Origin of the sequence: Streptomyces sp. NBC_00234 (assembly GCF_036195325.1) — a bacterium.
In the GTDB taxonomy this organism is placed as follows: domain Bacteria; phylum Actinomycetota; class Actinomycetes; order Streptomycetales; family Streptomycetaceae; genus Streptomyces.
The window spans coordinates 5,767,760-5,781,123 of sequence record NZ_CP108101.1; the positions used below are offsets into that span (position 1 = coordinate 5,767,760).

Here is a 13,364-nt window from a genome sequence, read left to right on the forward strand (position 1 = left end):
CTGCCCGGAACGCCGAGCGCCCGCCTTCCTCCCCGTCGGGGGAGTGAAGGCGGGCGCGCTCGGTCCGTGCGGGTGTCTCGGGAGGATCAGACCTGGGCGGCGGCCTTGATCGCGGAGATGTCGAAGTTCAGCTTGACCTTGTCGCTGACCATCACGCCGCCGGTCTCCAGCGCCGCGTTCCAGGTCAGGCCCCAGTCGGAGCGCAGGATGTCCGCGCTGCCCTCGAAGCCGACGCGCTCGTTGCCGTAGACGTCGGTGGCGGAGCCGTTGAACTCCAGGTCGATGGCGAGCGGACGCGTGACGTCCTTGATGGTGAGGTCGCCGGTGACGCGGTACTTGTCGCCACCGAGCTGCTCGGCCGCGGTGGACCGGAAGGACATCAGGGGGAACTTCTCCGCGTCGAAGAAGTCGCCGCTGACGAGGTGGCCGTCGCGGTCGGCGATGCCGGTGTCGACGCTGGCGATCTTGACGTCGATCGAGGCGGCGGAGTTCGCGGGGGCGGCGCCGTCCAGCTTGAGGCTGCCCTCGTGCTCACCGAAGGAACCGCGGACGTTCGTGACCATGGCGTGGCGCACCGTGAAGCCGATGCTGCTGTGGGCCGGGTCGATGGCGTAGTCGCCGGTCAGGGCGGCCAGCGCGGGGTCCACCGCGAGCGGGGCGGTCGTGGACGGGGCGTCGTTGTTCTTGCGGTTGAACAGAGCCATGGCTCCTCCTCGGGGGACGTGATCGAGCGGGCTGCGAAGGTTTGTTTAACCTTCAACGAGATTCACTGTAGACCCATCTAGTTCAAATTTCAACATCAAGGGTCCAGGCCGGTCCGGAAGTCGCCCTTCCGCTCCCCGGTGGCGCCGTCGCCCTCTGGCGGACGCGCGTAGAACTCGGGCACTATCTCCCCTGCCCGTCCCGTGCGACTGCCTCACTCTGGTTGTCATGAGCAGGAGGAATCCCCCATGTCGTCCCGTCCGAAGCTCCGCTCCGCCCTGACCGCTCTCGCCCTTGTCCTGGGCGCCTTCCTTGCCCCCGGGGTCGGTGTCATCGGAGGCGCGACCGACGCCTTCGCCGTCACCAAGATCAGCCACTCCACGGCGACCTCGATGTTCCGCTCCTCCAACATCACGTGGTCGTCCTCGGGCGGCTGCTCCAACCGGAACGTCTCCACCTGTACGTCGTTCGAGCAGCTCAATCTGGCCAGCGCCCAGGGCGCCCAGACCCTCAAGAGCGCCACGGGCTGCGCGCTGAACATCACCGGCGGCACGGAGACCGGCCACGCCAGCGGTACGTACTCGCACTGGAACGGCTACAAGCTCGACTTCTCCAAGTCCACCTGCCTCACCAACTACGTCCACGGCGTCTTCTCGTACATAGGTCTGCGCGGAGACGGTGCCCCCCAGTACAAGTCCGCCTCCGGCAACATCTACGCGGACGAGGGCAACCACTGGGACGTGACGTACTACAACTGCGGCGGCTGCTGAGCCGTACGCAGAGGTGCCCCCGTCCGGCGGGACGGGGGCACCCTTGTGCGCGGGCGGGGATCAGGACCCGACGCTCACCGTGAAGCGCCTCGGGTTGCCGTCGTGCGCCGCGCCGGACACGTCCGGCTCGCCGTCGGGGCGTACGTCGTCGTACGGGAACGCGTAGCCGATCGGGGAGTTCGCGTGGACGACCCGCGACCAGTGGTTGGTCACCGCGCCCTTGTAGTAGTCCGCCACCGTGGTGCCGTTCGGCTGCTGCGGGTGGCTGAGCATGATCGAGCGGTTGAAGCCCGCCGCGATTCTGGCCAGCAGCGCCTTCTTGTCGTCGGAGTCGCCCGGGTTGTTCGTGAACGGCCCGTGGTTGCAGGTGAAGATGTCCTTCGAGGTGGGCCGGGCGAAGGTGTGGCCGCCCTCGAAGGTCAGCGTGTCCCCGGCGACCCGCCCCGCCAGAGTGCCCCGGCCGCCCTGGAGGTCGATCCGGAGGTCCGTCGAGCGGTACTTCTCCCAGACCTGGTCCACCTGCGCCGTGAACAGGTCCCGGAACGGCATCTGGTCCGGCCGGTCGAAGAACGGGGCCATCAGGTTCTGCGGCGAGACGACCCGCAGCACCTTCCCGTCCGCGCCCCTGGTGACCAGCTTGTCCCAGGGCTGCCCGTCGGCGGCGGCCTGCGCGGTGAGGTCGTCGGCGATCCGCTGCACGGCGCCGTCGGGGAGGGGAGCGACGGTGTGCGTGGTGTCGCCCTGGAGGTTCAGGCCGATCGGCAGCGCGGTCACCAGGTCGACGTAGCTGATGTTCGCGTACAGCTGCTGCGGGTTGAACGTGAACTCGCAGAACGACCAGGTCCGCCCGTAGTTCGGGTCGGCGGAAGTCGCGAAGGCCGGCTCGACCAGCGACGGCCCCGGGTTGAGGTAGAAGTCCAGCTTGTCGTCGCGTACGAAGTAGATCCTCGCCCCGTACATCTGGGGGAGCGTCAGGAGCACGGGACCGGCACCCGCCGGCTTCAGGGGGATGGCGCAGTCGATCGGCAGCGGGGTCTGCGGAGCGGCGGGGGAGTCGGGGCGGTACACACTGCCGTCGGCCCGCAGCAGCACCCAGCGGTCGGTGCCCTGCTCGTGGCCGGTCACGTACGCGTTCACCGTGCCCGGCAGTGAACGGTTCTCCAGGGCCAGTTCGCAGGTGGCGGGCGCGGCGGAGGCGTGGGGGCTCAGAGCGCCGCCCCAGACGGGGTAGGTGAGCGCGGTCGCGGAGGCGGCGGCGCCGGTCAGGAACAGTCTGCGCGAAATCACGAGGTACTCCCGGGGTGTGGGGGGCCGCAGACCGTCATGGGTGGGGTGGGCAGGGGAGTTGGTGCGGTGGGGGTGTCTGCGGTGCGCACCACATTCCCCAAGTCCCGCCAAAGCGTCAAGAGTTGCGACTGAGAGCGCTCTCAAAAATTGAATGTCTTCACAACTCAACGCCCAGAAGCGGTATTTGGCGACCGGCCGTAGACAATCGCCGACGCCGGGTGATCAGGAACCGAACGCGGCCGGGCACCGGCTCGCCGCCGCCCGACTTGGACTAACGCGCGGCGGTTGTTGGACTGGTAAGTCCTTACGGGCCGTACGCCGTTGACGCTGTCCCGACACGGGGACTACTCAGGCCACATGTCGCGAAGATTCACTTCGGCGGGCGCTGTCGCCGCCGCCTCAGCAGCCGTCCTGGCGCTCGTGGGGACCAGCCTCCCCGCCGCAGCCGCCGACCCCCTCCCCGCCGCCGCCGGGGCGGCCGACGCCGCCGGCTCCGCCGTCATCGGATCGGATCAGCTCTCGGTCGCCGTCGCCGACGACTTCCCGCGCGTCCTGTCGTACACCGACCGGGCCGGTGGCGGCAGCCTGACCGGCAGCACGCGGCCGGTCACCGAGATCACCCTCAACGGAACCGCCCGCCCGGTGCGGCTCAAGGCGGCGCCCGAGGTCACCGCCTCGGCCGCCCGCTACACGCTCACCTTCCCCGACCTGCCCGGCGTCGAGATCGACGCCGCCATCGAGGTCTCGGGCCGGGCCACCACCTTCAAGGTGACCGCCGTACGCGACACCGAGGCGTTCCGCGTCGGCACCATCGACATACCGGGCCACGACCTGGTCTCCGTCGGCTCCGCGGACACCGGCGCCGCGACCGCCTTCACCCGGCTCGACCCCGACTCCACGAAGACCGCCGACGTCTTCGCGGCGGTCACCGGGCAGACCGCCGCCGAAGCCGCACCCGTGGGCGCCTCGTACGCCCTCGTCAACACCGGCTCCCTCGCCGCCGCCGTCGAGTCCAACTCCTCGTACGACAAGCCGTCCGGGGCCACCGGCGGCGACGACGCCCGCTTCTGGCACCAGGCGCGCAAGGAGGCCGACGGCAGCGTCCGGGTCGGCGTCTGGTCCGGGCAGTGGACCTACCGGGGCGCCGGTGCGCCGCAGCCCGAGACCGGCGCCGACCTGCCCTGGGCGAAGGTCGTCGTCACCCCCGACGCCAACGGGGACAAGACCGTGGACTGGCAGGACGGCGCCGTCGCCTTCCGCTCCATCGGCGTCACCGCACCCGGCGGGGACGAGACGGCGAACCGGGTCATCACCCACATCCCGTTCAACTTCGCGAGCCAGGCCACCCACCCCTTCCTCCGTACGCTCGACGACGTCAAGCGGATCTCGCTGGCGACCGACGGGCTGGGGCAGATGGCCGTCCTCAAGGGGTACGGCTCCGAGGGGCACGACTCCGCCCACCCGGACTACGGCGGCAACTACAACAAGCGCGCCGGCGGGCTCAAGGACCTCAACAAGCTGCTCAAGGAGGGCAAGCGGTGGGGCGCCGCCTTCGGCGTCCACGTCAACGCCACCGAGTCCTACCCCGAGGCCAAGGCGTTCGACGAGCAGCTCGTCGACAAGACCAAGCCCGGCTGGAACTGGCTCAACCAGAGCTACTACATCGACCAGCGCCGCGACATCAACAGCGGTGATCTGGCCCGGCGCTTCCAGCAGTTGCGCGACGAGACCGACCGCAACCTCAGTCTGCTCTACATCGACGTCTACTACTCGCACGGCTGGATCGCCGACAAGACCCTCCAGGCCGTGCAGAAGCAGGGCTGGAACGTCGGAACCGAGTGGGCCGACAAGTTCGAGCGGGCCTCGCTCTGGTCCCACTGGGCCAACGACCTGAGCTACGGCGGCGCCACCAACAAGGGCCTCAACTCGCAGATCATCCGGTTCATCCGCAACGGCGAGAAGGACGTCTGGAACAACGACCCGGTCCTCGGCCAGACCGCGATCGAGGAGTTCGAGGGCTGGACCGGCGAGACCGACTGGAACACCTTCTACGACAACATCTGGCAGAAGAACCTGCCGGCCAAGTACCTCCAGAAGCAGAAGATCACCCGCTGGGACAAGGCCGCCGCCGACATCACCTTCACCGGTGGGGTCCGGGGCACGGTCGAGAACGGCAAGCGCACGTTCTACGACCACGGCCGCAAGGTCCTCAGCGGCACGGAGTACCTGCTGCCGTGGGACGGCGGCAAGAAGCTCTACCACTACAACAAGGCGGGTGGTACTAGCAGTTGGGCGGTGCCCTCGACGGGCGCGTACACCGTCTACAAGCTCACCGACAACGGCCGCGAGAAGACCGCCACCGTACGCCCGGTGAACGGGAAGATCACGCTGGAGGCCGCCGCCGGGCAGCCCTACGTCCTCTACCCGGACCAGGCGCCGCAGGCCGTGGATCCGCAGTGGGGCGCGGGCAGCCCGGTCGACGACCCCGGCTTCAACGACGGCGGGCTCGACAGCTGGTCGAAGACCGGCACCGCCGTCCGCCACACCGACGACCAGGGCCGCAACAGCGCGAAGCTCTCCGGCACCGGCACGGCGGCGCTCTCGCAGAGCATCGACGGTCTGGAGCCCGGCAAGCGGTACACCGCCTCCGCGCTGATCGAGGTCGAGCCGGGACAGACCCGGCGCACCACGCTCTCGGCCGGCGGGAAGTCCGTGGCCGTGGACCGCTCCACCGCCCGGGACCAGGTGGCCGCGTCCGACTGGCACGGCAGCTGGTTCCAGCGGGCCAAGGTGAACTTCACCGCCCCGGCGAACGGCCGCACCACGCTCCGGATCGAGGCGGCGAAGGGCAGTACGGCGACCGTACGGGCCGATGACGTACGGCTCGTCGCCAACGCCCCGACGACCCGCGCCGGCACCGTCGTGTACGAGGACTTCGAGGACGTCGACCAGGGCTGGGGCCCCTTCCTCAAGGGCGACGCGGGCGGTTCCACCGACCCCCGCACCAGCATCTCCCAGCTCCACGCCCCCTACACCCAGGCCGGCTGGAACGGAAAGCTCGTCGACGACGTGCTGGGCGGCAAGGAGTCCCTCAAGGCCCACGAGGAGAACACCGGTCTGGTCTACCGGACCGCTCCCTGGACCGTGCCGATGACCGACGGCCACCGCTACACGGTCGCGTACGACTACCAGTCCAGCCACGCCGGAGCCTACGAGTGGGTCGACGGCTACGACCGGATCGACGCGAGCGGCGCCCCCGACTCCGTCGAGACCCGGACCACGGCCATCGGACAGCAGCGCGGCACCGGCCACTTCACCGAGACGGTCACGGCGGGCTGCGGAGACACCTGGACCGGTCTGCGCAAGCGCGGCGACGCCCCCGACGGCGCCGACTTCGTCCTCGACGGCTTCACCGTCACCGACCTCGGCCCCGCCCCCGCAGGGGAGAAGGCCGCCTGCGGCACGCTCACCGTGGCCGCGGAGGCCGAGACGCTGGAACCCGGCACGGCCAACACAGTCGAGGCCACGTTCACCAACTACGAGGCGACGGCGGCGACCGGCGTCGAGGTGGGCCTGACCCTGCCCGAGGGCTGGCAGGCCGAGCCCGCGGGCGCCGTCACCTTCGACTCGGTCGCCCCGGGCGCCGAAGTCACCGGCCGCTGGCAGGTCACCCCGCCGGTGGACGCCGAGTACCGCGCGTACACGCTGAGTTCGCAGGCCGCGTACACCGTCGGCGGCGACTCCCGGACCCTCGGTGCGCAGACGTCCGTACGGACCCTGCCGCCGCCGCCCACCGCGGACAGCTGGGCCAGCGACCTCGACTGGACGGCCTCCGAGAACGGCTGGGGACCCGTCGAGCGCGACCTCTCCAACGGGGAGACCGGCACCGGTGACGGCACCCCGCTCAGGATCGGCGGTGTCACCTACGCCAAGGGCATCGGCACCCACGCCCCGGCGAAGGTCCGCTACTACCTGGGCGGGAAGTGCACCTCGTTCACCGCCGAGGTGGGCGTGGACGACGCGCAGACCACCCGCGGCAGTGTGCAGTTCTCCGTCACGGCCGACGGTACGCGGAAGGTGGAGTCGCCCGTGCTGCGGGCGGCCGACGCCGCCTGGCAGCTCACCGCCGACGTCACCGGCGCGAAGTACGTCGACCTGCTCGTCGGCGAGGGCGGCGACGGCAACGGCAACGACCACGCCGACTGGGGCAGCGCCCGCTTCCACTGCGGTAGCTGACCCGTACAGAGGCACGGGCGCGGGGACTGCCCCGCGCCCGTGCCGTGGTGTGCCCGCCTCCGGAGGCAGGCGGTCCGCCGAGGGGAGAAAGCGCTTTCGACCAATGCCCGCACGCCCATTGAAAGGGCGTCGGAACGCGTGCTAAACCAGCGGGCAACAGGTCTACACCACTTCCTCCGGGAGGACTCCCCGTGCCGCTCCTGCCTGCCGCCTGGTCCCGCCGCGCCTTCCTCGCCACCACGTCGGCCACCGCCCTCGGCGCCGCCTTCGCCGGTCCCGCACGCGCCGCGGCGAGCGCGGACGAGTACGACACGCTCCGGGCCCGCTGGGTCGGGCTGGCGCTCGGCTCCGGCTTCGACCCGGCCGCCGAACCCTTCGCCTCCCGGCTCCGGGAGACCGGCGAACTCGCCGCCGGATTCCGGGCGTCCATGGCCCCGGCCGCCAACTCCCTCTGGCCCGGCTACACCTTCGACCCGCCGTCGGGCATCACCCAGAGCTACAGCCGCCTGTGGACCATGACCCAGGCGTACCTCCAGCCGGGCACGGGCCTCACCGGCGACGCGGCCCTCCTCGCCGACATCAGCCGGGGACTCGACCACCTCTCCACGACGGTCTACAACCCGTCGACGACCCGCTACGGCAACTGGTGGGAGTGGCAGATAGGCAGCCCCCGCCTGCTGATGGACATCCACGCGGGGCTCCACGACGCACTCACCGACGCCCAGCGGCAGGCCGCCTGCGCCGCCGTCGACCACTTCGTGCCCGACACGATGCTCACGGACTACTCGGGCACGAGCACCGGCGCCAACCGGGTCGACCTCTGCCGCTCCGTCGCCCTGCGCGGCGTCATCGGCCGCAGCCCGGCGAAGATCGCCCTGGCCCGCGACGCCCTCTCGCCCGTCTTCCCGTACGTCACGAAGGGGGACGGCCTCTACGCGGACGGCTCCTTCGTCCAGCACACCTGGGTCGCCTACTCCGGTACGTACGGACAGGTCATGCTCGACGGACTGGGCCGCCTCTTCACGCTCCTCGCGGGATCGACCTGGGCCGTCACCGATCCGGGCCGCCAGATCATCCTGGACTCCGTCGAGAACGCCTACGCGCCGCTGATCTACGACGGCCTGATGATGGACAGCGTCAACGGACGTGCCATCAGCCGCGGTTACCTCAAGAGCGACGACCGCAAGGTGATGCGCAGCGACCACTTCCACGGGCAGGGACTGATCGCCGCGATCCCGCTGCTCGCGGGCGGGGCCTCCCCGGCCGAGCAGCAGCGCTGGACCGCGATGATCAAGGGGTGGATCGACCGGGACCGTACGACACCGCTCCTCACCGCACCCCAGTTCAACGTCGCGGACCTCGCCCGGCTGCACGCCGTCGCCGCCTCGCCGGTCCCCGCGGCCCCCGAGCCCGTGGCGCACAAGCTCTTCGCCGCCATGGACCGCGCCGTGCACCGGCGTCCCGGTTGGGCCGCGGGCATCTCCATGGCCTCGGAACGGATCTCGTACTACGAGTGCGGCAACGGCGAGAACCCGCGCGGCTGGCACACCGGTGCCGGAATGCTCTACTGGTGGCCGGGCGCGGCGGGAGGGGACCAGTACACGGACTGGTTCTGGCCGACCGTCGACTTCTACCGTCTGCCCGGAACCACCGTGTCCACCAAGCGGCTCGCCGACCGGGCGGGCGGCGAATGGGGAGCGCCCAAGCCCGCGGTGAAGTGGGTCGGCGGCGCCACGGACGGCGAGTTCGCCGCCGTGGGCCAGCACCTCAAGGGCCTCGGGTCCACCCTCCAGGCCCGCAAGTCGTGGTTCTGTGTCGCCGATACGGTGATCTGCCTCGGCGCCGGCATCACCAGCACCGACGGCGTCCCCGCCGAGACGGTCGTCGACAACCGCATGCTCGGCGAGGCCGGAACGAACGCGTTCACCGCCGACGACCGTACGGCTCCGCGCTGGGCGCATCTGGAGGGCCACGGCGGCTGGGTCTTCCCGGGCGGAGCGGACCTGCGCACCCTGCGCGAGGACCGCACCGGTTCCTGGAGCGACATCAACACCACCAGCACCACCGAACGCCGCACCCGCCGCTATCAGACGCTCTGGCTGGACCACGGCACCGATCCCGTGGACGCCCGGTACGCGTACCTGCTGATGCCCGGCGCCTCCCGCCGTACCGTCGCCGCCCGCGCGGCAGACGGCGACTGGCTGAAGACGCTCGCCAACACCTCCGCGGTCCAGGCGGTGGCGATCCCCTCACTGGGCGTGACGGCCGCGAACTTCTGGCAGGCCGGCACGGCGGGCCCGCTGACGGTCTCGGCCCCGGCAAGCGTGCTGGTCAGGACGGAGCGCCGCTCCACTACGCTCTGCGTGAGCGGGCCCGACCGGACCGGCGCCCCCGTGGACGTGACCTGGAACCGCCCGGTCCAGGAGGTCGTCGCAGCCGACCCCGGCATCGAGGTCAGGGCCACCGGCCGGAGCCTGGTCCTGCGGGTCTCCCCGGGCACCGCGGGCGGCACCCTGAGGTGCGAGGTCCGCTAGGGCCTCCCGCGTCCGTGTGCCCGCCGACACACTCCGCCGCTTTGTCGGCCCCCGACAAAGCGGCGGGGCTGCGAGCTGGTGGATCGCCTGCCCGGCGTTCGGGTTCTGTCGAGGCCCACCAGGAAACGGGGCAGGAGACTGTACGGAGTCGACGGCACGATTTGTGCGGTCGGCTTCGTAGGGTCGGTACATGACCGTTGTGGACGAGACCCCGAGCGAGCCGAGCGACACGCGTGGCCGGGTGGCCGAACTGCTGGCCCTGCGTGAGCAGGCCCGGCGGGGACCGAGTGACCGGGCGACCGAGGCGCAGCACGCCAAGGGCAAGCTGACGGCCCACGAGCGCATCGCGCTGCTCCTGGACGAGGGTTCGTTCAAGGAGGTCGAGCAGCTGCGCCGGCACCGGGCGACCGGGTTCGGCCTGGAGGCGAAGAAGCCCTACACGGACGGTGTGATCACCGGCTGGGGCACGGTCGAGGGCCGCACGGTCTTCGTCTACGCGCACGACTTCCGGATCTTCGGCGGGGCGCTGGGCGAGGCCCACGCCACGAAGATCCACAAGATCATGGACATGGCCATCTCGGCGGGTGCCCCGCTGGTGTCCCTGAACGACGGCGCGGGCGCCCGTATCCAGGAGGGCGTCTCCGCTCTCGCCGGCTACGGCGGGATCTTCCAGCGCAACACCCGGGCGTCCGGTGTCATCCCGCAGATCAGCGTGATGCTCGGCCCGTGCGCGGGCGGCGCGGCCTACAGCCCGGCGCTGACCGACTTCGTGTTCATGGTCCGCGAGACCTCGCAGATGTTCATCACCGGTCCGGACGTCGTCAAGGCGGTCACCGGTGAGGAGATCACCCAGAACGGACTCGGCGGCGCGGACGTGCACGCCGGGACCTCGGGCGTCGCGCACTTCGCGTACGACGACGAGGAGACCTGCATCGCCGAGGTCCGCTACCTGATCGGGATGCTGCCCTCCAACAACCGCGAGAACCCGCCCACCGTGGCGAGCGACGACCCCGCCGACCGGCGCGGCGAGACCCTGCTCGACCTGGTCCCGGCCGACGGCAACCGTCCGTACGACATGCACAAGGTGATCGAGGAGCTCGTCGACGACGGCGACTACCTGGAGATCCACGAGCGCTGGGCCCGCAACATCATCTGCGCCCTGGCCCGGCTCGACGGCCAGGTCGTCGGCATCGTCGCCAACCAGCCGCAGTCGCTGGCCGGTGTCCTGGACATCGAGGCGTCCGAGAAGGCCGCGCGTTTCGTCCAGATGTGCGACGCGTTCAACATCCCGATCGTCACTCTGTTGGACGTCCCCGGCTTCCTGCCCGGCGTCGACCAGGAGCACGGTGGGATCATCCGGCACGGCGCGAAGCTGCTCTACGCGTACTGCAACGCCACCGTGCCCCGGATCTCGCTGATCCTGCGCAAGGCATACGGAGGCGCGTACATCGTCATGGACAGCCAGTCCATCGGAGCCGACCTCACCTACGCCTGGCCCACCAACGAGATCGCGGTGATGGGCGCCGAAGGTGCCGCCAACGTCATCTTCCGCCGCCAGATCGCGGAGGCCGAGGACCCCGAAGCCATGCGGGCCCGCATGGTCAAGGAGTACAAGGCCGAACTCATGCACCCGTACTACGCGGCGGAGCGTGGCCTCGTCGACGACGTCATCGACCCCGCGGAGACGCGCCAGGTCCTGATCGCCTCTCTCGCGATGCTCCGCAACAAGCACGCCGACCTGCCGTCCCGTAAGCACGGCAACCCCCCGCAGTAGCGCAGCCGACGCGGTCACCCGCGCCGAAGCCCGCGCCATCCTGCCGAGAAGACGGAGACACACCCCATGAGCGCCACTCCTTCCGAGTCCGTGCTGCGCGTCGAGAAGGGTCTCGCCGACCCCGAGGAGCTGGCGGCCATCACCGCCGTCCTGCTCGCCCGCGCAGCGTCCCAGCCCGCCGCACCCGCCCACCGGGGCCGCAACACCGCCGGATGGCGCCGTCTGGAGCGCACGCCCGGCTTCCGCGCCCCGCACAGCTGGCAGGGCTGAGACCGGCCCGGCACACCGCCCGCGCGAAAGGCCCCGCACTCCTTCCGGAGTGCGGGGCCTTTCGTCGTGCCGGGACCGTCAGCGCAGGCGGGCCATGAGGGCGTGCTCGACCAGCGTGATGAGCGCGCTCTTGGCGTCCGCGCGGTGGCGGGCGTCCGTCGTCAGAATCGGGGTGTCCGGGCCGATCTGGAGGGCCTCGCGCACCTCGTCGGGTGTGTAGGGCTGGTGTCCGTCGAAGCCGTTGAGGGCGATGACGAAGGGGAGGCCGCTGTTTTCGAAGTAGTCGACTGCGGGGAAGCAGTCGGCGAGGCGGCGGGTGTCGACGAGGACGACGGCGCCGATGGCGCCGCGTACGAGGTCGTCCCACATGAACCAGAAGCGGTCCTGTCCGGGGGTGCCGAAGAGGTACAGGATCAGGTCCTGGTCCAGGGTGATGCGGCCGAAGTCCATGGCCACCGTGGTGGTGGTCTTGTCCCCGGTGTGTGTGAGGTCGTCGATGCCCGCGGACGCGGACGTCATCACGGCTTCGGTGCGCAGCGGATTGATCTCCGAAACGGCACCGACAAACGTGGTCTTACCCACGCCGAAGCCCCCTGCCACCACGATCTTCGCCGAGGTAGTGGAGCGGGCCGCTCCGCCGCTAGAGCTTGCGAAGTCCACTGAGCACCCTTTCGAGCAGTGTCACATCTGGTTGGCCGCCGGCGGCCTCGTCGCCGCCGGGCTGATGGATAGCGACGAGCCCGGCCTCCGCCAGGTCGGCGACGAGGATCCGGGCAACGCCGAGGGGGATCGAGAGAAGGGCCGAGATCTCGGCCACCGACTTGATCTCCAGGCAGAGCCGGCAGATCCGCTGGTGCTCGGGCAACTGCCCTTGCAGCCTCGACGGATCGGCCGTGGTGCTCACCAGCGCCTCGATGGCGAGCTGGTAACGGGGCCGGGTACGGCCACCGGTCATGGCGTACGGACGGACCAGCGGGTTGTGCGCCGCGGGTGCGGGCGCCTGGGCCCGCCGGGGCTGCACCGGCTGAATACGGGGCGCCTGGGGTGATTCGTACTGCTGCGGCTGCTGCTGCGGCCACCCGGAGCCCTGCTGAGGCCAGTCCGAGCCCTGCTGGTTCCAGTCGGAACCCTGCGCGCTCTGCGGCTGCTGATAGGGCTGATAAGGCTGTTGCGAGCCCTGTCTGCTGGGAGCGGAAGGGAAGTTGAAACGGTTGTCGTCCTGCTCACCCGGAACCCGCTGGCCACCCTCATATGGGTGTCCGCCTGTGGGTGCTGCCACGTTTCCTCCTCCGTCTGCCGGTCGCCGATCCCAGTGGGGCCGCGCCACCGCACCCTATGGCGCGGTGGCGAGAAACGCACTGTCTGTCTACTAGTTAAGAAGACTTCCCTGAAGCTCCGCGCGGAGATCCGGGGTGAGAACACTGCCCGCACGATCCACCAGAAGTGCCATTTCGTACCCAACCAGACCGATATCGGCGTCCGGATGCGAAAGGACCGCAAGTGAGGAACCGTCAGAGATGGACATGATGAAGAGGAATCCTCGCTCCATCTCCACAACGGTCTGATTCACGGCGCCGCCCTCGAAGATCCGGGAGGCACCCGCGGTCAGCGACGTCAGACCGGAGGCGACGGCCGCCAGCTGGTCGGCGCGGTCGCGCGGGAATCCTTCGGACATCGCCAGCAGCAGGCCGTCAGCGGAGACCACCACCGTGTGCGACACCCCGGGGGTGTTGTCCACGAAGTTGGTGATCAACCAGTTCAGATTCTGCGCCGCCTGGCTCATCGGGCTCA

The 13,364-nt window shown here is 70.2% G+C and carries 10 protein-coding genes; 5 read left to right on the plus strand and 5 right to left on the minus strand.

Annotated features, from left to right (window positions below):
* Window positions 1–86: 86 nt before the first annotated feature.
* On the minus strand, window positions 87–704 hold the full coding sequence (locus OG230_RS25450) for a YceI family protein (protein WP_328906045.1): 618 nt from the start codon (window positions 702–704) through the stop codon (window positions 87–89).
* A gap of 246 nt (window positions 705–950) precedes the next feature.
* On the opposite strand from OG230_RS25450, the gene OG230_RS25455 reads away from it, so the two are divergent.
* Window positions 951–1,472: a hypothetical protein gene (locus OG230_RS25455; protein WP_328906046.1), complete on the plus strand. Its 522-nt coding sequence runs from the start codon at window positions 951–953 to the stop codon at window positions 1,470–1,472.
* Window positions 1,473–1,532: 60 nt separating this feature from the next.
* On the opposite strand, the gene OG230_RS25460 is transcribed toward OG230_RS25455, so the two are convergent.
* Window positions 1,533–2,759, minus strand: coding sequence for a glycoside hydrolase family 64 protein (locus tag OG230_RS25460; protein ID WP_328906047.1), 1,227 nt, complete (start codon window positions 2,757–2,759; stop codon window positions 1,533–1,535).
* A 357-nt stretch (window positions 2,760–3,116) separates the two neighbouring features.
* Between OG230_RS25460 and OG230_RS25465 the strand changes: the two genes are divergently transcribed.
* The 4 genes from OG230_RS25465 to OG230_RS25480 all read left to right on the plus strand — a co-directional run bounded on the left by OG230_RS25465 (window position 3,117) and on the right by OG230_RS25480 (window position 11,573).
* Window positions 3,117–6,995, plus strand: a complete 3,879-nt coding sequence (locus OG230_RS25465; protein ID WP_328906048.1) for an endo-alpha-N-acetylgalactosaminidase family protein — start codon at window positions 3,117–3,119, stop codon at window positions 6,993–6,995.
* Between the two features lie 191 nt (window positions 6,996–7,186).
* Window positions 7,187–9,529, plus strand: coding sequence for a polysaccharide lyase 8 family protein (locus OG230_RS25470; RefSeq protein ID WP_443051372.1), 2,343 nt, complete (start codon window positions 7,187–7,189; stop codon window positions 9,527–9,529).
* A gap of 190 nt (window positions 9,530–9,719) precedes the next feature.
* Window positions 9,720–11,303 carry an acyl-CoA carboxylase subunit beta gene (locus OG230_RS25475; RefSeq protein WP_328906049.1) on the plus strand — a complete coding sequence of 528 codons (1,584 nt, stop codon included), beginning with the start codon at window positions 9,720–9,722 and terminating at the stop codon, window positions 11,301–11,303.
* A 66-nt stretch (window positions 11,304–11,369) separates the two neighbouring features.
* Window positions 11,370–11,573 (plus strand): acyl-CoA carboxylase subunit epsilon, encoded by a 204-nt coding sequence (locus tag OG230_RS25480; RefSeq protein WP_328906050.1) that lies wholly within the window; start codon window positions 11,370–11,372, stop codon window positions 11,571–11,573.
* 78 nt (window positions 11,574–11,651) lie between these two features.
* On the opposite strand, the gene OG230_RS25485 is transcribed toward OG230_RS25480, so the two are convergent.
* The 3 genes from OG230_RS25485 to OG230_RS25495 all read right to left on the minus strand — a co-directional run bounded on the left by OG230_RS25485 (window position 11,652) and on the right by OG230_RS25495 (window position 13,356).
* Window positions 11,652–12,233: a GTP-binding protein gene (locus OG230_RS25485; RefSeq protein ID WP_014048542.1), complete on the minus strand. Its 582-nt coding sequence runs from the start codon at window positions 12,231–12,233 to the stop codon at window positions 11,652–11,654.
* On the minus strand, window positions 12,214–12,852 hold the full coding sequence (locus OG230_RS25490; RefSeq protein ID WP_328906051.1) for a DUF742 domain-containing protein: 639 nt from the start codon (window positions 12,850–12,852) through the stop codon (window positions 12,214–12,216). The genes OG230_RS25485 and OG230_RS25490 overlap by 20 nt, the downstream gene beginning before the upstream one ends.
* 90 nt (window positions 12,853–12,942) lie before the next feature.
* A complete protein-coding gene (locus OG230_RS25495) occupies window positions 12,943–13,356 on the minus strand; it encodes a roadblock/LC7 domain-containing protein (RefSeq protein ID WP_124272100.1) in 414 nt (137 codons plus the stop codon).
* Between the last annotated feature and the right edge of the window lie 8 nt (window positions 13,357–13,364).